We start from the raw sequence: 20,180 nt of genomic DNA, 5'->3' as shown, positions 1-20,180 counted from the left end.
TATCCATCTGGACAGTACGCCTGTCTTTTATCATCCATTGCCTGCCGGTCACCCCAGATAAATCCTGCTTTTCTACATCTTTTACCATCCCGTACTTATCTTCTGAAAAATACGGTCGATAGTTATTATGTGTTATATCAATATGCCTGCGTGGTAATTGGGAGGGAGTCTTTCAACATGAAAAGCATCCGGCAAAAACTTTTGGTCTGCTTTTTGGGCCTGGCAGGGGCCGCCGCACTCATCTGCGGTGCCGTGGGTATCGCCATGAGTTATTCCAGCAGCCAGTCGACCCTGCAGCAAAGCATGACCACAATCGCCACCCTGACCTCAGATCGCGTATCCTATCAGCTGCAATCCTACAAAAACGCCGCAGAGGCCTTTGGTATGGTGCCGAAACTGAGCGACCCAAATGCCACTGTCGAGGATAAGAAAGCGCTGCTGGACAGCTGGGTGGAGCACTACGGCATGATGCGTGGCAACGTACTGACCAGCACCGGCGTCAGTTTGTTTGACGGCAACAGTTACGCCGACCGTGAATACTTCCAACAGGCCATCCAGGGCAATACCTACATCTCCACTCCCACCATCAGCAAGATCACCGGAGAGCTGTCCATTATGGTGGCCGCTCCCCTGTGGCAGGACGGTATTCAGGACAGTAAAATCGTGGGCGTGGTCTATTTTGTACCCAAGGAGACCTTCCTCAACGATATTATGTCCACCATTCACATCAGTGAGCACAGCGGCGCCCATATGGTGGATAAGAACGGCTACACCATTGCCGACACCACCATGGAGACCATCACCACCCAGAACATTGAGCAGGAGGCCCAGAGCGACAGCAGCCTGACTGATCTGGCCTCCATGCACGCCCGTATGCGTCAGGGTCAGTCGGGCTACGGTACTTATACCATCAATGGGGTGTCCAAATATCTGGCCTACGCCCCCGTTTCGGGTACCGACGGCTGGAGCGTGGCGGTCAGCGCCTATACCTCCGACTACATGGCCACCACCATCCGCAATATTATCATCATCGCCATTCTGGTGGCAGTGGTCATTATGGTAGCCGTGATAATCTCGGTGTGGATCGCCAACAGCCTGAGCAAGCCCATCCGCATGTGCGTCTCCCGTATCCAGCAGCTTCAGGAGGGCGACCTCAGCTCCCCCATCCCAGACCTGCATCGTAAGGACGAAATTGGTCTGCTCAACAACGCCACCCGCAGCATCGTCTCGGTCCTTCAGGGCATTATCCAGGATATGGATTATCTGCTGGATGAAATGGCAAAGGGCAATCTGAACGTCCGCTCCCGCGCCCCGGAACAGTATGTTGGGGATATGTATACCGTGCTGACCAACCTGCGGAAACTGGCGCTTGGGCTGAGCGATACCATGTCCCAGATCCGTGCCGCCGCCAATCAGGTCTCCGCCGGGGCGGAGCAGGTCTCCTCCGGCGCTCAGGCCCTGGCTCAGGGCGCCACCGAACAGGCCAGCGCCGTGCAGGAGCTGTCCGCCACCATCAGCGATATCAGCAACTCTGCCAATATCAATACCACCGCCGCCAAACAGGCTCAGGAAAAGGCCAATCTGGCCGGCAGTCAGGTCATTCAGAGCAACGAGAAGATGGGCCAGCTCAAGCAGGCTATGGCGGACATCTCCAAGGGTCAGCAGGAGATCGGCCAGATCATCGAGACCATCGAAAACATTGCCTTCCAGACCAATATTCTGGCCCTGAATGCCGCCGTGGAGGCCGCCCGGGCGGGCAGCGCCGGCAAGGGCTTTGCCGTAGTGGCCGACGAGGTGCGCAGCCTGGCCTCTAAATCGGATCAGGCCGCCAAGCAGACCAAGGAAATGATCGAGCGCTCCATGAGAAACGTGGAGCGGGGCGGAAGCCTGACCGACGAGGTGAGCGCCGCTTTGGAACAGACCGTAACCTATACAGAGGACGCAGTCAACCTGATGAATCAGGTGGCGGAGAACATCGTCTCCGATACCGACTCTATCCATCAGGTCTCCGAGGGCACCGATCAGATCTCCAGCGTAGTCCAGACCAACTCTGCCACCGCCGAGCAGTCCGCCGCCGCCAGCCAGGAGCTGTCCGGCCAGTCCCTTCTGCTCAAAGAGCTGGTGGGCCGCTTCACCCTGCGCAGCGACGCAAACAGCGGTGAATGAACGTATATCCCTTTTGACCCCAAGTTTTATGACTAGAAGGGCGCGCTGCCAGACAGCGTGCCCTTCTTTTTGTCTTTTTAACAAAAGACCTGATTTCTTGTGTCCTCCTTGGAATATAAAATTTTTACCCACGCTAAGAAAATCCTGAATTCCCCATAACCGTAATAATTAAGAAACTATTTCTGATATAGAAACTTTTTTCTTTTCTTTCCGTTTTTTCTCTTATTTTTTTGACAAATCTTGTCGATATTTTTAATGGAGTTTGAGAAAATTGCCATTGGGGCAATTGGGAAGGAGTCTTACAAGTATGAAAAGCATCCGACAAACGCTTTTGGTCTGCTTTTTGCTGCTGGCCGGTGCTGCCGCACTCATCTGCGGCGGCGCAGGAATCGGCATGAGCTATTCCAGCAGTCAGACCGTTTTGGAGCAGACCATGGAGACCGTAGCCACTCAGACAGCGGCACGGGTCTCTTATCAGCTTCAGTCTTATAAAAACGCCGTAGAGGCTTTGGGCATGGTCCCGGCTATGAGCGATCCGGAAACTTCCGTTAATCAAAAGCAGAGCTTTCTGAATATCTGGGTCAAGCATTATGGCATGGAGCGGGGCAACCTGCTGAATACCGCCGGCGTCAGCCTGTTTGACGGCCAGGACTACTCTGACCGGGATTATTTCCAGCAGGCTGTTCAGGGCAACTCTTATATTTCCACTCCCACTGTCAGCAAGGTGACCGGCGAGTTGTCTATTATGGTGGCCGCCCCCCTGTGGCAGAACGGCGTTCAGGGCAGTAAAATCGTGGGCGTGGTCTATTTTGTCCCCCCGGAGACCTTCCTCAACGACATCATGGTCTCTATTCACATCAGCGAAAACAGCAGCGCCTATATGCTGGATAAAAACGGAACCACCATCGCCCACAAAAATATAGAGAATGTGCGCAATGAGGAAAACACCGCGGAGGAGGCCAAGACAAATTCCTCCCTGAGCGCACTGGCTGCGCTGGAATCCAAGATGGTGGCCGGTGAGAGCGGCTTTGGCCAGTATACCTACAACGGTGCGACCAAGTATCTGGCCTACGCCCCGGTGGACGGCACCGACGGTTGGAGTCTGGCCATCAACGCCCAGACCACCGACTTTATGGCCACCACCTACCGCAACATTGTCATTATCGTGATTCTGGTGATTCTGGTCCTTGTGGCTGCCGTGGTGATCTCCGCCCGCATTGCCGGCGGTTTGAGCAAGCCCATCCGCATGTGCGTCTCCCGCATCCAGCAGCTTCAGGAGGGCGATCTCAGTTCCCCCATCCCGGATCTGCGCCGCAAGGATGAGATCGGGCTGCTCAACGACGCCACTTCCGGTATCGTCTCCCTTCTCCAGGGCATCATCCAGGATATGGGTTATATGCTGGGTGAGATGTCCAAGGGCAATCTGAACGTCCGTTCCCGCGCCCCGGAACAGTATGTTGGGGATATGAACATGGTACTGGTCAACCTGCGGGAGCTGGAGTACGGTCTGAGCGAAACCATGGCTCAGATCAACACCGCCGCCGAGCAGGTCTCCGCCGGGGCGGAGCAGGTCTCCTCCGGCGCTCAGGCTTTGGCTCAGGGCGCCACCGAACAGGCCAGCGCCGTGCAGGAGCTGTCCGCCACCATCAGCGATATCAGCAACTCTGCCAATATCAATACCACCGCCGCCAAACAGGCTCAGGAAAAGGCCAATCTGGCCGGCAGTCAGGTCATTCAGAGCAACGAGAAGATGGGCCAGCTCAAGCAGGCTATGGCGGACATCTCCAAGGGTCAGCAGGAGATCGGCCAGATCATCGAGACCATCGAAAACATTGCCTTCCAGACCAATATTCTGGCCCTGAATGCCGCCGTAGAGGCCGCCCGGGCAGGCAGCGCCGGCAAGGGCTTTGCTGTGGTGGCCGACGAGGTACGCAGCCTGGCCTCCAAGTCGGATCAGGCCGCCAAGCAGACCAAGGATATGATCGAACGCTCCATGAGCAACGTGGAGCGGGGCGGAAGCCTGACCGACGAGGTGAGCGCCGCCCTGGAGCAGACTGTAACCTATACGGAGGACGCGGTCACCCTGATGAATCAGGTGGCGGAGAACATCATCTCCGATACCGACTCTATCCACCAGGTCTCCGAGGGTACCGATCAGATCTCCAGCGTGGTCCAGACCAACTCCGCCACCGCAGAGCAGTCCGCCGCCGCCAGCCAGGAGCTGTCCGGCCAGTCTCATCTGCTCAAGGATCTGGTGAGCCGCTTCACCCTCCGCCTGCGGGAAGAGGACGGTATGCAGCGGTAATAAAAAAGGGTCCCCGCCATCCATGGCACAGACCCTCTGTAAATCCATAAGAAATGGCCGCCTTCCGGCGGCCATTTCTTATGGATAAAATTCTGTTTTGAGAGCAAGGTATTTGGGGGCTCAGCCCTGCTCTTTGATGTAACGGGCCAGGCGTTTGTCCTCGGTACGGATGTGGGAGACCAGCACTCCCACTACCTGGTTGAGATCACCCAGCGCCTTTACGGTGGGACCTTCCTTCAGCAGCTGCTGGGCTTTGTCATTGAGCTGATGGCGATAACCGTCGTGGAAGGTCTTATGGGCGGGATAACCAGGATATTTGTGCTTGGTCTGTAAGTTCTCCTCATCCTGGAAGTGCTTGACTACATATTCGCTTAAAAATTGGACGGTCTTTTGGATTTTGTCCCGACCATGTCCCTGGGCACAGGCATCCAACAAGTCGTTGACTGCGGCAAACAGCTGGCGGTGCTCCGAGTCAATCAGTGTATTTCCGGTAATCAGGTCCTGTGTTACTTCATAGCGCATGGGGTGCTCCTTTCCTGTGGGCCGGCGGTATGCCGGTATGATGATCGCTGCAAGGGAATTTTCTCTCTGTCATTATATCGGCTTGAATTGGGGAAAAGATAATTGTAGCGCAAAAATTTCCCCTATCTTTTCCGTGGATTTTTCCTTCGCCCCCTTATTTTCTCTCTGAGATAGGCCGATATATATATTGAATGAACGACAGTACAGCACTGGGAACATCCCGGGCAAACTGCGCAAATTAGAAAGAGGGAGGGCTTGTGATGTTCCGGATCTATGCCAACGGAAGCTGTCCAGTCGGCAGCACGGCCCCTTATAACAGAAAAACCGACGCCGTTACCACGGTGCTTTCCGGGCAGCGATACGATCAGGTTCAATTTTCCTTCCACCTGGGTGAGACCGAAAAGCGGGTCAAGGAGACGGTAGGGCGTCTATCCCAGGAGGTCCGCGCCCGGGTCACCACCCAGGATGTAGACCGTCTGCGGCAGCAGGTGGCCGCCGGGACCTACCAGCCCAACGCCGGAGAGATTGCCGCCCGGATGCTGCTTGTGAGAGAGGACGGTTGACCGCCTTATGGATATGCAGAACTACCTTGGATTTTTGACGGAGCTGAACCAGGCGCTGGATACCCTGACCGCCCTGGAGCAGCGCAAGCTCAAAGCGGTTCAGAACAATGACTTACAGACTTTGGACCAGTGCATGAAGCAGGAACAGGCCGCTGCCTTGGACCTGCGGGGCCGGGAGCACAAGCGCAATGCGCTGCTCAAAGAGCTGGGGCTGGAGCAGGTGTCCCTGCGAGACCTGCCCAGCCACTGTCCCCCCCAATATAAGCATCAGGCCACCGAGATCAGCCAGCAGGTGCTGCGCAGCTATCAGGTGCTCTCCAGCACCCAGCAGGCGGCACGTACTTTGATGGAATCCAATGTGCGCCACATCCAGCAGGAGTTGGAGCGCCGGGAGACAGCGCACCAGAAGCAGCCTCCTGCCTCCAAGAAAACACAGACCGATTTCCGCGCTTGAGAGGAGTAGAACATGGGTACTTTTGGTTCTTTTACGACTGTCCGTCTGGGAATTTATTCTGCCCAGAAGGGTTTGGATGTGACGGGCAACAACATCACCAACATCAATACCGAGGGCTATACCCGTCAGCGGCTCAATCAGGTCAGCCTGATTCCCTCTGTCAACGACCGGTATTACTCCAGCTATAATACCCGCATTGGCCAGGGCGCCGTGGTTGCTGGCATCACTCAGGTTCGGGACCCCGGCTTGGACATCTCCTACCGGAAAGCCAATTCTGATGTGGGTTCCGCCAACGCCAAGCTGGATGGTCTGAATCAGATAGCCACCATTCTGGACGAGGTGGGCAAGGGCAGCCTGGACCAGGATGACGGCGTCATCCTCAGTCAGCTCAACGATATCCGGGACCTGATCAGTCAAGCCATCACCAATGGTGTGGACACCTATGACCCGCTGATTCGCGAATCGGCCGATGCACTGTGCACCTTTTTTAACTCTTATGCCGATAAACTGACTGAGCTGCAGAAAACTTATGAGGACAAGCTAAACCAACAGGTTACCGAGGTCAACGATATTCTTACCCAGATCCGAGACCTGAACGAGTCCATCCGCAATGCCGACCTGCGGGGCGACCCCGCTCTGGAGCTGCGGGATAATCGGAACAATCTGCTGGATAAGCTGAGCGGATATGTAAAGATCGACGTCAAGTACACCATGGAGGAAGTGGGCCCTGATACCGAAGTAGAAAAAATGACAGTCAGCATTGTCAGCAATGAGGGCCATACCCACACTTTGGTTGATGGTGTGTATGGTACTCAGCTGAGTTGCGACAATAACAACAATTATACCATTTCTATATCAGACCTGACCGATGCCAACGGAGTTGTACATCCTGATAATGCCGCATTGGGCGCCGGTACGGATATGGTGGATAACGATTTGTATGGCTCCATCCAATCCATTCGCGAGATCTTAACTGAAAAGGGCGAGTTTTCCTCCCAGAATGATGTGGATAATGTTGACCCTGACGCCCTTGTGAAGCGTGGCATTCCCTACTATCAGAAGGCTCTGGATTCTCTGGCTTATGAGTTTGCCACGGCGATGAATGAGCTAAATCATGTCTATGACAGCAACGGCAATCTGGTTGCCGGGGCGGGTAATCTGTTTAGCATCGGCAGTAATACCAACGATGCTGTGGCAACAGACCCTGTTACTGGTGCTAAAACTCAGATTACTGCATCCAATATCTCTGTATCCTATGGCTGGGCCAATCAGACCGTTTCTATTCAGGCCGCTTCCAGCCCGGACGCTCCCAGCGGCGATACCTCCCGGTTGGCGGAGTTCCTTGATCTATTCAGCAAAAAGCTGGATTTTGTACCTAGTCATGTGGACGGGGATGCCATAGGGGATGCCTATCACGGCACCTTCGAGGATATGCTGCTGAAGATCCAGTCCACCCTGGCCGAAGATCAAATGAGCACCGACGCCGTGCTTAACAACTATACAATAACCGCAGATAATATTTATACCGATCGAGATGGTGTCAGCGGTGTGGACCTGAACGACGAGGCTACCGGTCTTATGACCTACCAGAAGGCCTATACAGCCGCCTGCCGGTTGATGAATGTGCTCAATGAGGCTCTGGACTCCCTGATCAACGGTACCGTTTAACTCTGTGCGCCATTTTGTGAGGTGAATCAACTATGATGCGTATAACCACCAATTCTACCCTCTATACCTATCAGAAAAATCTGATGAAGTCCACCAATCAGCTCTACTCGGCCATGAGATCCCTGATGACCGGCCGGAACTTCGACTCCTACTCCGCCGACCCTGCCGCCGCCACCCGGGCGTTCAATATCCACAGTTCCCTCAACGCCACCAATGCCCAGTATTCCAATAACAAGACCGTGTTGGGCAAGTTCTCCACCGCTTGGGATATTGCCGACGATATGATCGACAAGCTGGTCAGCGATCTGGCCCAGGCGCCTGCCCTGAAGGGACTCAATGACACCAACCTGAGCACTCTGAACACTCAGGGCGACGTCATTTACTCCGGTGCGGAGGCTGTGATCCAGAGCCTGAACAGTCAGTACGGCGGTAATTTCCTCTTCAATGGAGCTGACACTAAAAATGCCCCCTTTGCCTTGGAGAAAGATGGCGACAAAACCTACGTTACCTATCGGGGCGTACGCATTGATGATCCAAATGCGGATTACTACACATCTGATTATTTGGATGAAAACGGAAATCCCGTTCCAAAAGATCCCAATGATCCAAGCAAGGGAAATTGGAAAAACGGCGAAATGCTGGACAAATGGTCTAACGAGCATCTGTATGTGGACATCGGCATTGGTTTTGAGGTGGATGCAAATGGAAATGTAGTGGATTCCACCGCCTTTGACTCCGCCATTTCCGGTGTGGACTTTATCGGCGGCTACGGTGTGGACGAGGACGGCGACCCCAAGAACATCGTCTCCATCATGGTACGTCTGTCTGAAGTATTTAAGGACTATAACACGGATACCAATACTTGGGGTCCTTCCGGAAACAGAGACGTAGCTTCCCGCCTGACCGAAAAACTTTCCAAGGCTCAGGATGCTCTGAGCAAACAGCACACCCAGCTGGACACCGAGGCCAAGTACCTCCAGACCAACCAGTCTCAGCTGGAAAGCACCTTTGACTCCCTGAACACCGAGCTGGAGGGTATTGAGCGGGTGGACCGGGTAGACGCCATCCTTGCCCTCTCCTGGGCCCAGACCAGTTACAATGCTGCCATCCAAGTTGGTTCCAACGTCATTCCTCAGTCCCTGATGGACTATCTGAACTAACAGTTGGTCCAGGATATATGAATACACACCCTGCATATGGAAGGAGTTTTTGTTGTCATGTATCCTCTGATAGAAATTCAAACAGTTCCTATTGAAATCCAGATGAAGGTTACCAATGCCCATTTGGAGTATGCCCGAGGTACCGCTCAGGTTGAGATTTCCCGGAACAAGGGTGGGCTGAACATTCGTAGCCACCCTATTCAGGTCAACCTGGATACCTTTGAAGCCCGCAATTCTGTGCAGCCTACCACTGCAACTTTGATTCGTCAGCAGGCTCAGGCCGGGGTTCAGGGCGCTTATCAGGCTACTGCTGTACTGGCACAGGAGGGTCGTATGATGATGGAAGCACGCATCGATCAGGACGTGATCCCTCAGCTGGCTAAGCAGCAGAATCTGGGCGAGCCCAACAATGTGAACATTGAATTCCTGCCCCGTGTAGGACCTGACATCAGTTGGGATGGCGGCGAAATGAGCATCCGCTATGAGATGGATAAGCTCAATTTTGACTGGCGGATGGAGCAGATGAGCTTTACCTTCGTCCCCGGCGACATCGAGTTCACTATGACTCAGCGCCCCGACGTTATCATCAAGTATGTGGGCGGGCCGCTGTATGTGCCCCCCTCCTCTGACCCCAATTACGAGCCACTGGACGTCAACGCCTGAGTGGGAGGAACATCATTGCAGCTGAATACAAAATATTTTGGCGAGATCACCTATGCCCCAGAAGATGTGCTGGAGTTTCCCAACGGACTGTTTGGCTTTGAGGGAGAAAAGCAGTTTCTGCTGCTCCCCTTTTCCGGCAGCCAGGGAAATATGCTCTGCCTGCAAAGCACAGCCGCCTCTTCTCCCGCCTTTATCCTGATGAACCCTTTCTCCCTGAAGCCCGATTATACGCCGGTGCTCTCTCCGGAGGAGCTGAAGCTGATGGGGGTCTCCCATAGTCAGGAGCTGTGCTACTATGTCATGTGCGTAGCCAAGGAGCCGGTAGGCGAGAGCACCGTTAATCTGCGCTGTCCCGTGGTGGTCAATCCGGAATTGCACAGAGCCGTCCAAGTCATTTTGGACACGGAGGAGTATCACATGCGCCACCGTCTGGACGAGTTTTCCAACAGGGAGGTGGGCTGATTGCTGGTGCTCAGCCGTAAAGAGGGGGAATCGCTGATCATTGGCGACCAGATCAGCATTACCATCCTCTCTGTGGAATCAAGCGGTCAGGTCAATATCGGCGTGTGTGCGCCCAAAGAGGTTTTGGTTCTGCGCAGTGAGCTGCAAAAGGCCGCCACCGTCAATCAGGACGCCGCCGGAACCGCTCCGGCCCTGTTGGTGGCCGAGCTGGAATCCGCCTTGTCTGAACACAAGGCGGTTCAGCCTACACCGCCCTCTGAATGAACGCTTTGGCCTTTTGGCTGACGGCGCTCACAGAGCCATTTTACTGTGTCAGCCAAAAGGAGAACACGCATGATGCGAGATACGTTATTGGTGATTGATGAAGCTCCCTTGGATCTTGCCATTCTGCGGGAGATTTTCAAGCAGCTTTTTCATGTGGAGTGCTTTGAGGAAACCCGGCCCGCCATCGCCTATTGCCACCGCAATCTTTCCAATATCTGCGCTGTTCTGCTGGGCGTCCGCCTGGGCAAGAAAAAGGGCGGTCTCCAGGTACTACAACAGCTTCAGACCGCTGAGGAAACGTCATCCCTCCCTGTGATCCTTTTGGCCTCCAATGCCAAGGAGGAGGACGTATTCAGCGCGGTGGAAAAGGGTGCGGCCGACTTTTTGATTAAGCCGGTCAATCCTATCACCGTACAGGAGCGGGTATGCGCGGCGGTACAGGCCGCCTGGCCCGCCGGCTCCACCATCTTGGACGGGAAGCTCTCTATGGAAATGCTGGACGCCCAGGCGCCCTCGCCGGAGGAGGTCCCTTTTTTAGCCGCCGAGCATTGGAAGCGGCTGTTGGAGCTGTTCTTCCTGAACCGTCCTCATTTTTCCTTTACCAAGTACCACATTTTGGGCCGTGTGAGCGCCGCACTGGCCAAGGGCTACCGAAAGGTGGTCCCTGATTGCACGTTGACGGATGAGGACGTCCAACTGATTGGCCGAGCCGCTGTTTTTTGCGATGTGGGCCTGCTGGGTATTCCCGACAATGTGATCGAGCAGGGACAGGATCAGGGCGGCGCTGGACAGGAGCTGTATTTTCGCCATACCGCTTTGGGGCATGCCCTGTTTACCACCGGTATCGCCATTCCTCAGCCTCTGGCCGGTTATGCCGCTGAAATCGCCTATTGGCACCATAAAAACTATGACGGCACCGGTTATCCTGCGGAGCAGACCCCCACTCCCATTCCCATCAGCGCCCAGTTTGTCCGCGCCGCTATCCGCTGCCTGGGCTATATGGACTATTACCACGGCTACCCTGACCGGCTGGATCGGATTCTCCGCTCTCTGGCCAGCGATGTGGGCCGGTATATTTCCCCGGAGGTATATGAGGCCGCCATGGCTGTTCAGGATGAACTGGCCGATTGCCTTTCCTCCGACCGCCTGGGATAACGCCGCTTCCCATTTTCTAGGAACGGCACACTAAGAAACCATTGTGAAAAAAGGCCGTTTTACGGGGCCTTTTTTCTTTATGCATATTCCTATAGTGCATGTAGGATTTAAGGTCTTTTTTGCCTGGTCCGACGAAAGTGTTTTCAGCCCCAGCTCCGCCCTTGCACCCTGCCCCGCCTTCAGTTATAATGGCCGCGTTGTCTTATTATGTAATCCTATTTGTGCTCTGTCCCCATGTCCTCCACACGCCTTTCCCAAAGCGTTTCTCAGGATAAGGGCTTTCACACCCCAGAAAAAGAGAGGAAGGTTGACCATCTTGATTCATTCCCGCCGCGTTATCTCCGGCCTGCTCAGTCTGGCTGTGGCCGCAGGCCCCTGCACGGCCTGGCTGCCCGCCGCCGCTGCGGCCGCTCCCCAGGAAAACTCTGTCTTGCGGGAGAGCCAAACCACCGGCTCCATCGCCCTGACCCTGTCCTTTGACCTGCCCCAGCGGGTGGCGGCGGTGGAGCAGCGCAATATCCAGCTCACGCTGACCGGAAACGGCAGACAGATCCGCCTGTCCCTGAAGGACGGAACCGCCACCGGCGCAGACGGTCTGGCTGTCTCGGTAGAGGCCCAGAATACCCAGGGCGCACCCCTGACCACCGAGCAGCGGCTGGGGGCCTATCAGGCCGTCATTTCCGGCCTGCCCCTGGGGACCTATACCATGGAAGTCACCGGCGACGGCTATACCCCCTGCTCCACCCAGTTGACGCTGGAGGACTACTCCCAGCACGTGCTGATGTCCACCAACAACGGCACCTTCTCTCTGGGTGATGTGAATGGCGATGGGGTTGTGACCGCCGCCGACCGCACCGACCTGGCCGGCCAGCTAGGCAAGACCGGCCAGCTGGACACCTACGACCTTAACGGTGACGGTGTGGTGGACATTACCGATCTGTCTTATGTAAATAAAACGGTGGACACGGCAGGCACCCCCAAGGTGCTCTCCACCGCCGCCATTGTCTCCCCTACGGTGGAAAGCGATCATTTGATTGTGGAAGGCACCCTCTCCGACCTGTTCACCGGGACCGGTACCGTGACCCTCAAGCCCACCGAGGAAACCAGCCCCCTGTCCATTCCCATCACGCTGGACAAGCCCACGGAAATGAGCGAGATCTCCATCATCTCTCCCAACGCCAACGGCGCCGTTCAGGCGGGTACCGCCCTGGTGGAAACCTCCGATGGCCTAACCCTGGAATTTCCCTTTGATAGCTCTGCCCCGGACGGCGTACAGGCCCTCAGCCGGACGGCCAACCAGAGCGTGGTGACCATCCTGCTAGGCAATAAGGTGGCGGTAAAGAAGGTCACCATCCAGGTCACCAAGGTGGCGGGCCAGACCGGCAACAAGCCCGCCTTTGCCACCGTGACTCAGATCCAGTTCCTGAAGGACATCGTATCTGAGGGCGCTGTTGCCGATACCCAGGTGAAGGGCCTGACCGCCACACCGGGAGATGGCCAGATCGCGCTGGCGTGGAACAGCGTCAACAACGTCACCGGCTACACCGTACGATACGGCACCAGCAAAGACGCGCTGAACAAGAGCGCGGCAAGCGCCACCAACCGCATCGTGATCTCGGGACTGGAGAACGGCACCACCTATTACTTCCAGGTCACCGCTGTCAACGACAGCTGGAGCGGCACCCCCTCCGCCCTTTTGTCCGCCACTCCCGTGCCCGCCTCGGTGCCCGGCGCTCCTTCCAACCTGATGGTGGAAGGAGCCGACAGCGCCCTGCGGATCCGCTGGGGCAACACCAAGGACGCCACCTACTACCAGGTCTATTACCGGGTACAGGGGGAGTCCCAGTTCCAGGCCTGGGGCAGCAATACCACCTCCACCAGCGCGGTCATCACCGGCCTGACCAACGGTACCGTCTATGAGGTGGCGGTAAAGGCGGGCAATGTCAACGGCATGGGTCCCTTCTCCTCCACCGCCGTGGGTACGCCGGAGAAGGAGAGCTTTACCATGCCCCAGCTGCCCGAAACCAACCGCATTGACAACCAGCAGGTGACCTCCATCGTGCTGGAGGACCCGTCCAACGTGGATAAAAATCTCTGCCCCGGCTTTACGGTGGGGAATCTGCTGGACAACGACCCTGGCACCTATTGGGTGGCTGCCACCTGGTGGCAGTCCAGCAACATCACCTATACCTTTGAGACTGCCCATGACATGAACTACCTGCTGGTGGTGCCCTATCTGGATGGGACCTATAAAAACCGCATTGCCAATTACACCGTCACCCTGCGGGGGGAGAATGGGGAGACCCTGGCCACCTATTATCGGGACGGGATCAACATTACCAGCGGCAACTATTATATCCTCTCCTTCCCCGAAACCAAGGGCGTGAAGAGCGTCACCCTGGGCCTGGGTGAAAAGACCGGCGGCCCCCGTGTGAGCGTTTCCGAAATTGCCTTCTACGACAGCGACACCCTCTCCGGCGACATTTCCGCCCTCTTTACCGACGGTTCCTTCACCGCACTGAAGGACACCGTAAAGCAGGAGGAGATCACCGCCCTGAAAGAGCGCCTCTCCGCCCTGGGCAGCTTCTATCTGGATCTGTCCCGGCTCACCGACGAGCTGGAGCTGGCCCAGGCTCTGCTGGAGCAAAAGGATGACGCCCTGGGTCTGGTGAAGTACGACTTCCAGAGCCGCAGCGCCAACGCCCAGGCCGACCGCGCCGCCGGTCAGATCGCCAGCGACCTGCAGCCCCTGGGGATTACCGCCCAGGCCGGGTCCACCGTGGCCATTTATGCGGAATTGCCCGACGACGCCGCCGTCTACGTGGTGCCCACCCAGTTCTATGGAGAATCCGGCGTGTGGAAGGGCACTCCCGTGGCCTTGAAAAACGGCCGCAACTATATTTCTGTGGAAAAGATCGGCAGTCTGTCCGACACCCGGGGCGGTCCCCTCTATCTGACCTACTCCGGCAGCCACCCTGAGGACATCAAGCTCCAGGTCCGGGGAGGCAGCGGCGTGTACACCATGCCGGTGCTGGAGCTGTCCGGCTGGTATACCATGGATGAGTCCGCCCGGAAAGAGGCCATCCGTACCTACATACAGGAGCTGACCGGCCTGGTGAGCAGCCTGTCCCTCAGTGGCCTTACCACCAACATCCGCAACGCCACCGAGATCTCCACCCCCAGCGTACTCCTCTCCCTCCCGGCCGACCAGGTTCTGTCCGGCCTGAGCGGCGTGGGCAACGACCAGGAGGCCATGGCGGACACCCTGTACCAGAACATTCTGGCCTGGGAGGAGGAACTTTTTGTAGCCAACCAGGTCCAGGGCATTGTTGACGCCGGCGCCGCTCTGGATACCTACACCTATCCCATGACCACCCGCCAGAATATCCGCTATATGCGTATGTTTGCCGGGGCCTTCATGTACGCCGCTGGTAACCACATCGGCGTGGAGTACGGCTCCACCTCCGCCCTGGTCCAGGGCAAGCCCACCTCCGCCACCGGTACCGGCTCCGCCAATGGGCTGTTTGGCTGGGGCATTGCCCATGAGATCGGCCACAACATGGACAAGCTGGGCCAGGCCGAGATCACCAACAACATTTACGCGCTGGCCCTCCAGGCCTGGGACGGCGGCTCCATAGCCCTGAACACCCGCCTCACCGAGGATGGGCGCTGGTCCCAGATCTTTGACAAGGTGGCCCAGAGCCGTCCCGGCTCCGCCAACAATGTGTTTGTACAGCTGGGTATGTACTGGCAGCTCCACCTGGCCTATGACGAGGCCTACCAGCCTCTGGCCTTCTACAACCAGTTCTTCCGGCTGTGGAAATCGGGGGCATACAGCGGCTACTCCTATGACGAACGGGTGGCCCTCATTGCCGCTCAGGTGGCCAACCGGGATCTGACCGCCTTCTTTACCCACTGGGGTATGACCCTCAGCGACGGGGTCAAGGCCATTCTGGATGACTACCCCGCCGAGGAGCGGGCCATCTGGTATCTGAACGACGCCTCCCGCACTTACCGGCTGGAGGGCGGCCAGGCCGCCAGCGGCTCCGCCTTCGTCACCGCTTCTGTGGAAAGGTCCAAGGTGACCCTGACCATCAGCCACACCGACAGCGACAAGGTTCTGGGCTATGAGATCCGCCGCAACGGCACCCCCATCGCCTTCACCACCCAGTCCACCTATGTGGATGATCTGGGCGCGGCCAACAATCTGACCTATACCTATTCCGTGGTGCCCGTGGACAAGCTGGGCAACCTGGGCCGGGAGGCCGAGAGTGAAGAGGTGCTGGTGGCCTATGACAAGACCATCGCTTCCAATGTGTACACCCTGGAGCGCTCCGGGGATACCGTGACCATCACCATGAAGGACGGCCCGGTGAACGTCACCGGCCTGAAGGTGACCGGCCAGGAGGAGATGAGCGGCGCCTATACCGTTACCGCTCAGGTTTCCGCCAACAACGGGCCGGAGCAGGCAGTCACCGCCAAGACCGGCACCCTGTCCGGCACCAGCCTCACCGCCTACTTTACCAAGCCGGGGGCCCAGCCTGACGATACCCGCATCTGGACCTACTCTGTCACCGCGCTCACCATTACCGGTATTCCGGAGAACGCCACCGTGGAACTGCTGGACTATCCCGGCGACCGGGTGGACTTCTACGAGGGGGCCGCGGTGGGCGTACTGAAGGACGCTTACGGCGACATTCCCGCCGGTACCCTGGTGATTCTGGGCACCTATCGGGGCGATCCGGTTTACAACTATATGGAAATGGAAGCCCGGTACAGCACCACCCCCGAGGCCGGTGAAGTGACCACCATCCAGCGGCCCATGAACGGCGATGTCTACCTGCTGGCTGAGATCCCCGACGACGGCGCGGTCAGCGATACCAGCGACGGTTTCTTCCTCTTTGTGCCCAATCTGAAGGCCGAAGCCGCCCTCAACGCCCAGGACGGGGTTACCGATCCCTATCCTCTGGAGATCCGGGTCAACCTCTACCGCACCGACGATCCCAACAGCGCGGACAGCCGCCGCCTGACCAGCCAGACCCTGTGGATCAGCTTCCCTGGGGATGAGAGCGAGAGCGGACAGAGCGCCTGGCCCATCATTGACCTGAAAAGCGATTCCACCGGAATGAAAGGATGAACGAGTTGCGTAAGACTTCTCTTTTCCCCCTGCTTTTGACTCTATGCCTGATGGCTGCCGCCCTGACCAGCTGGGCGGCGGCCGCGGGCGCGCCCCAGTTGGTGGTCTCCTCCCAGCCGTCTGCCAGCCAGTCGGTGAGCTTTACCGGCCTGCCTGATAACTGCCAAAGTTTGCAGGCCACCTTTACCCTCTCCAATGCCGGTACTGTCTATACCTTTACGGCGGACCCTGCTCTGAACGCCATGACCGGCATATACACCACCTATCAGCAGGACGGCGCCCATGTAACCGTCTACATCACCCTGAAAGAGGGCTTTCTGACCCAGACCGGTACGCTGACTTTGGGTACCCTTACCTCCAACGACGTCTCCGCTTTCACCGTGGAGAAGGCCACCGGCCTAAAGGTGCTGGACGCCTCCAGCACAGACACCCTCTTTCCCACGGTGGATCAGAACGGCGGCACCGGCGGTTCCGACCAGGGCTCCGGTAATACCGGGAACGGCAACGGCTCCGGCAGTACCGGCGGTTCCGATCAGGGTTCCGGCAATACCGGAAACGGCAGCGGCTCCGGCAATACCGGCGGCTCCGATCAGAATTCCGGCGGCACTCTGACCCATCCCGTCACCATTCCGTCCTTCGTGGGGGGCAGCGTCACCGCCAGCCCCGCCAAGGCCACGAAAGGCCAGACCGTCACCCTTGCCGTTCTCCCCAAGACCGGCTATGTGCTGAAGAGCCTCACGGTGGCGGATACGAGCGGTAATGCCGTGGCCCTCAGCGAGCAGAGCGGCGGCAAGTACACCTTTACCATGCCCGCCTCCGCCGTCACCGTTAACGCTGTCTTTGAAGCGGAGGAGCAGCCCGTGGTCCCCCAGATGCCCTTCTCCGATGTACCGGTCGGAATCTGGTATTATGATTCGGTCCAGTATGTCTTTTCAAATGGTCTGATGGGGGGTACCGGAAACGGCCGTTTCTCTCCCGATCTGACCACCAGCCGCGGCATGATCGTCACCATTCTCTACCGTTTGGAGGGCAGCCCTGCGGCTTCCGGCAGCACATTTACCGACATATCCGCCGGCCAGTGGTATTCGGACGGGGTGGCCTGGGCCAGTGCCAACGGCATTGTCACCGGCTATCCCGACGGCAGCTTTGGGCCTGACGACACCATCACCCGGGAACAGATGGCCTCCATTTTCTACCGGTACGCCCGTTATAAGGGCTATGATGTGACCGTCCGCACCCAGCTGGACCGCTATTCCGATGCCGGTCAGGTGGCCGACTACGCCGCCGACGCCATGAGCTGGGCGGTGGGCTCCGGCATCATCACCGGCACCAGCGGGACCACCCTCTCCCCCGCTGGCTCCGCCACCCGGGCCCAGGCCGCCGTTATCCTGGCCCGCTTCTGCCAGCAGATAGCAAACTGATCCCTTTCCGGCATGACAGCAGCGCCCTATGGAGTTGTTTCACTCCATGGGGCGCTGTTTTGTCTGAATCAGGCACAGGGCTGCTGCCGTCCGGTGTGGTCAATGGTGTAGTCAGTCCCACAAGTGCCCGGCAGAATGATCTGGGAGATGGGCACAAAGGTATACCCCTCCTGAAGCAGGCAGGAGATCACCCCCGGCAGGGCCTCCGGGGTGTGGATGGCGGCGTTGTGGAAGAGCACAATGGAGCCGGAGCCTACCCGGCTCACCACCCGCTGGGTGATCTCGTCCGCCGGGATCTCCTTCCAGTCCAGACTATCCCCCTCCCAAACAGCTTCAAGGCACTGGGACAACAGGGCTGGGCGGCGTCCGTTCACACCTTCCACACCACCTCCGCTGTCTCTTCGGACAGCCTGATCTCCTGAATGAACTGGGCAGCCACCAGTTTTTTCTGTTCAAAGGACAAGGCAGCCAGCTGTATTTTTTGGGGCTGGGGCACTCTGCGGGTCTGCTGGGGCCCCCGCTCGGCCAGCAGCTTTCGCCGCTGCTCCTCCAGACGCTCCATCGTCCGGTTGACGTACTGGACTGTCAGATCGCTGCTCTCGGCCAATGCCTCCACCAGCCGGTCCATCTTCCGCTCCAGCGCCTCCAGCTCCCGCTCCATGCCCTCCGGCGGCCGGTCCTGCTCTTGCTCCTGCGGACATTGTTCCAGCAGCGCCTCCAGCTCCCGCTCCACACACCGTTCCAGTTCTCGCAGATCCACCCGAATGGACTGCCGGCACAGCTTCAGATTGGATCGGCCGCTGCATATCAGGTAGTACTTTTCCTTGTCCCGGTTGACCTTCACGCTGTATCCGCAGGACCCGCACTTCAGCAGACCGGACAGCCAGGTGTGCCTGCCGCTGCCTGTCCGTCCGAGCTGCCGGTTGGCCTCCAGCTTATACTGGCACATAAGCCACAACTCTCCAGGGATGAACCCCAGATGGTTGGCCAGAGCCAGCTTTTGCTCGCTTCCATCCTGATATTTTCCCGCCAGCCGGTCCCGCTTTCCAAGCAGCATGGCCCCATGACGGCCGTCAAACGCCTCCGGCCCCATTGTACTTTGTACCCCCTTGGCTTTATAGTAGAAATAAACTGCAGGATCGGCCATCACATACAGAGGGCTATGTAAGATGCGGGACAGGGCCACGTTGTCCCAGGTGGCGCGTCTGGGCCCCGGAATGCCCTCCTCCTTCAGCATCCTTGCCACACTGCCCAGGGTGGCTCCCTCCTCCCCATAAGCCTGAAAGATATGCTCCACCACCGCCGCCTGTTCATTGGGACACAGGCCGGGGGCCAGCTTTCCATCCGGTCCGGGCTGCCTGCCCAGGGAAAAGCCATAGGGGGCCGGACCACCCGGCCAGGCCCCCAGCTTGACCCGTTGATAATAATTGTCCCGTACCCGCTGGGCAGTGGTTTCCCGTTCCAGTTGGGCAAACACCATCACAATATTCAGCATAGCCCGTCCCATGGGGGTGGCGGTATCAAAGGTCTCATTGATGGACACAAACTCCACATGGTGTTCTTTCAGAATGTCCCATAGCCGCCCGAAATCGGTAATGGAACGGGAGAAGCGGTCCAGCCGGTAAACCACGATTTTTCTGATCTCCCCCGTCTCCACATCCTCCATCAGCTGCCGGAAGGCGGGCCGGTTTGTGTTTTTCCCGGAAAAACCCTTGTCCTGATAGATTCGCACCTGCTGGCCCGTCTCCCGGCGGCACAGGTCGATTTGTCCCTGGATGGAGAGGCTGTCCGCCTTTTCCACCGATTGCCGGGCATAGATGGCATCCATACCGGCCGCCTCCTCTCCGCCTGGTTCTTTTACCGGCCTCTGGCCGTGCCCGGCTGCTCTGAACGATGTAATTCCAGCAGACGCAGACAGGCGCGGTGAATTTTCCGCAGAGCGGTCTGCCGCTCCTCCTCCCCCCGCTGGGCCATGGGGTGAATCTGTACGATACGCATAGGCATCCCTCCTTATAAGCGCCATCCCTTCCAACCTATGCGTTCATAAAAGGGATTTATGCGGGTCCTCCGATGGATGTGGACAAACAAACAGATGGGGCTGTCGCGCATTGACGCAACAGCCCCATCCGTTTCTTTTTAATCTTGGTTTTGTGTATGTTCAGGATTGGACCTGTTGACAAAGGTAACGTATGGGCTGAGAAATCATATTCTCAGCCCATATTTCATCCATAAATACCGCA

The 20,180-nt window shown here is 57.5% G+C and carries 16 protein-coding genes; 12 read left to right on the top strand and 4 right to left on the bottom strand.

Annotated elements, in window-relative coordinates; all coding sequences use genetic code 11:
• Nucleotides 1–177 precede the first annotated feature (177 nt).
• Nucleotides 178–2,166 (top strand): methyl-accepting chemotaxis protein, encoded by a 1,989-nt coding sequence (locus Q0J75_RS02295; RefSeq protein WP_297196396.1) that lies wholly within the window; start codon nt 178–180, stop codon nt 2,164–2,166.
• A gap of 307 nt (nt 2,167–2,473) precedes the next feature.
• Nucleotides 2,474–4,471: a methyl-accepting chemotaxis protein gene (locus Q0J75_RS02290; RefSeq protein WP_297196394.1), complete on the top strand. Its 1,998-nt coding sequence runs from the start codon at nt 2,474–2,476 to the stop codon at nt 4,469–4,471.
• A 120-nt stretch (nt 4,472–4,591) separates the two neighbouring features.
• On the opposite strand, the gene Q0J75_RS02285 is transcribed toward Q0J75_RS02290, so the two are convergent.
• Nucleotides 4,592–4,993 (bottom strand): bacteriohemerythrin, encoded by a 402-nt coding sequence (locus Q0J75_RS02285; protein ID WP_297196392.1) that lies wholly within the window; start codon nt 4,991–4,993, stop codon nt 4,592–4,594.
• A gap of 260 nt (nt 4,994–5,253) precedes the next feature.
• On the opposite strand from Q0J75_RS02285, the gene Q0J75_RS02280 reads away from it, so the two are divergent.
• From Q0J75_RS02280 to Q0J75_RS02235, 10 genes are all read left to right on the top strand, one after another.
• Entirely contained in the window at nt 5,254–5,556 is a 303-nt protein-coding gene (locus tag Q0J75_RS02280) for a flagellar biosynthesis anti-sigma factor FlgM (RefSeq protein WP_297196390.1), read from the top strand.
• A gap of 7 nt (nt 5,557–5,563) precedes the next feature.
• On the top strand, nt 5,564–6,010 hold the full coding sequence (gene flgN, locus Q0J75_RS02275) for a flagellar export chaperone FlgN (protein WP_297196388.1): 447 nt from the start codon (nt 5,564–5,566) through the stop codon (nt 6,008–6,010).
• Between the two features lie 12 nt (nt 6,011–6,022).
• Nucleotides 6,023–7,678 carry a flagellar hook-associated protein FlgK gene (gene flgK, locus Q0J75_RS02270; protein ID WP_297196386.1) on the top strand — a complete coding sequence of 552 codons (1,656 nt, stop codon included), beginning with the start codon at nt 6,023–6,025 and terminating at the stop codon, nt 7,676–7,678.
• A gap of 32 nt (nt 7,679–7,710) precedes the next feature.
• A complete protein-coding gene (locus Q0J75_RS02265; protein ID WP_297196383.1) occupies nt 7,711–8,838 on the top strand; it encodes a flagellin in 1,128 nt (375 codons plus the stop codon).
• 57 nt (nt 8,839–8,895) lie between these two features.
• Nucleotides 8,896–9,501 carry a DUF6470 family protein gene (locus tag Q0J75_RS02260; protein WP_297196381.1) on the top strand — a complete coding sequence of 202 codons (606 nt, stop codon included), beginning with the start codon at nt 8,896–8,898 and terminating at the stop codon, nt 9,499–9,501.
• A 15-nt stretch (nt 9,502–9,516) separates the two neighbouring features.
• Nucleotides 9,517–9,963 carry a flagellar assembly protein FliW gene (fliW, locus tag Q0J75_RS02255; RefSeq protein WP_297196379.1) on the top strand — a complete coding sequence of 149 codons (447 nt, stop codon included), beginning with the start codon at nt 9,517–9,519 and terminating at the stop codon, nt 9,961–9,963.
• Between the two features lie 6 nt (nt 9,964–9,969).
• Nucleotides 9,970–10,227: a carbon storage regulator gene (locus Q0J75_RS02250; RefSeq protein WP_297196501.1), complete on the top strand. Its 258-nt coding sequence runs from the start codon at nt 9,970–9,972 to the stop codon at nt 10,225–10,227.
• Nucleotides 10,228–10,296: 69 nt separating this feature from the next.
• Nucleotides 10,297–11,382 (top strand): response regulator, encoded by a 1,086-nt coding sequence (locus tag Q0J75_RS02245; protein ID WP_297196377.1) that lies wholly within the window; start codon nt 10,297–10,299, stop codon nt 11,380–11,382.
• A 316-nt stretch (nt 11,383–11,698) separates the two neighbouring features.
• Nucleotides 11,699–16,519 carry a M60 family metallopeptidase gene (locus tag Q0J75_RS02240; protein WP_297196375.1) on the top strand — a complete coding sequence of 1,607 codons (4,821 nt, stop codon included), beginning with the start codon at nt 11,699–11,701 and terminating at the stop codon, nt 16,517–16,519.
• Complete coding sequence (locus Q0J75_RS02235; RefSeq protein ID WP_297196372.1) at nt 16,516–17,940, top strand: S-layer homology domain-containing protein; 1,425 nt, start codon at nt 16,516–16,518, stop codon at nt 17,938–17,940. Before Q0J75_RS02240 ends, Q0J75_RS02235 begins: the two co-directional genes overlap by 4 nt.
• A 68-nt stretch (nt 17,941–18,008) precedes the next feature.
• Here Q0J75_RS02235 and Q0J75_RS02230 read toward each other — a convergent pair whose 3' ends face one another.
• From Q0J75_RS02230 to Q0J75_RS02220, 3 genes are read right to left on the bottom strand one after another with little or no spacing between them, the layout of a single operon-like run.
• Nucleotides 18,009–18,314, bottom strand: a complete 306-nt coding sequence (locus Q0J75_RS02230) for a hypothetical protein (protein WP_297196369.1) — start codon at nt 18,312–18,314, stop codon at nt 18,009–18,011.
• Nucleotides 18,311–19,768 (bottom strand): recombinase family protein, encoded by a 1,458-nt coding sequence (locus Q0J75_RS02225; RefSeq protein WP_297196367.1) that lies wholly within the window; start codon nt 19,766–19,768, stop codon nt 18,311–18,313. The genes Q0J75_RS02230 and Q0J75_RS02225 overlap by 4 nt, the downstream gene beginning before the upstream one ends.
• 29 nt (nt 19,769–19,797) lie before the next feature.
• Nucleotides 19,798–19,938, bottom strand: coding sequence for a hypothetical protein (locus tag Q0J75_RS02220; RefSeq protein ID WP_297196365.1), 141 nt, complete (start codon nt 19,936–19,938; stop codon nt 19,798–19,800).
• Nucleotides 19,939–20,180: the final 242 nt, after the last annotated feature.

The sequence above is a fragment of the uncultured Flavonifractor sp. genome, assembly GCF_944385615.1.
Taxonomy (GTDB): Bacteria; Bacillota; Clostridia; order Oscillospirales; family Oscillospiraceae; genus Flavonifractor.
The sequence above is the reverse complement of the archived record's forward strand: the minus strand, read 5'-3'. Positions and strand labels throughout refer to the sequence as shown.

What these genes read in the sequence shown, in the direction of transcription:
- Q0J75_RS02225 (WP_297196367.1), bottom strand. Translation starts at nt 19,768, where the DNA reads ATGGATGCCATCTATGCCCGGCAATCGGTGGAAAAGGCGGACAGCCTC.
- Q0J75_RS02265 (WP_297196383.1), top strand. Translation starts at nt 7,711, where the DNA reads ATGATGCGTATAACCACCAATTCTACCCTCTATACCTATCAGAAAAAT.
- Q0J75_RS02245 (WP_297196377.1), top strand. Translation starts at nt 10,297, where the DNA reads ATGATGCGAGATACGTTATTGGTGATTGATGAAGCTCCCTTGGATCTT.
- flgN (WP_297196388.1), top strand. Translation starts at nt 5,564, where the DNA reads ATGGATATGCAGAACTACCTTGGATTTTTGACGGAGCTGAACCAGGCG.
- Q0J75_RS02260 (WP_297196381.1), top strand. Translation starts at nt 8,896, where the DNA reads ATGTATCCTCTGATAGAAATTCAAACAGTTCCTATTGAAATCCAGATG.
- Q0J75_RS02290 (WP_297196394.1), top strand. Translation starts at nt 2,474, where the DNA reads ATGAAAAGCATCCGACAAACGCTTTTGGTCTGCTTTTTGCTGCTGGCC.
- flgK (WP_297196386.1), top strand. Translation starts at nt 6,023, where the DNA reads ATGGGTACTTTTGGTTCTTTTACGACTGTCCGTCTGGGAATTTATTCT.
- Q0J75_RS02280 (WP_297196390.1), top strand. Translation starts at nt 5,254, where the DNA reads ATGTTCCGGATCTATGCCAACGGAAGCTGTCCAGTCGGCAGCACGGCC.
- Q0J75_RS02235 (WP_297196372.1), top strand. Translation starts at nt 16,516, where the DNA reads ATGAACGAGTTGCGTAAGACTTCTCTTTTCCCCCTGCTTTTGACTCTA.
- Q0J75_RS02285 (WP_297196392.1), bottom strand. Translation starts at nt 4,993, where the DNA reads ATGCGCTATGAAGTAACACAGGACCTGATTACCGGAAATACACTGATT.
- Q0J75_RS02220 (WP_297196365.1), bottom strand. Translation starts at nt 19,938, where the DNA reads ATGCGTATCGTACAGATTCACCCCATGGCCCAGCGGGGGGAGGAGGAG.
- Q0J75_RS02295 (WP_297196396.1), top strand. Translation starts at nt 178, where the DNA reads ATGAAAAGCATCCGGCAAAAACTTTTGGTCTGCTTTTTGGGCCTGGCA.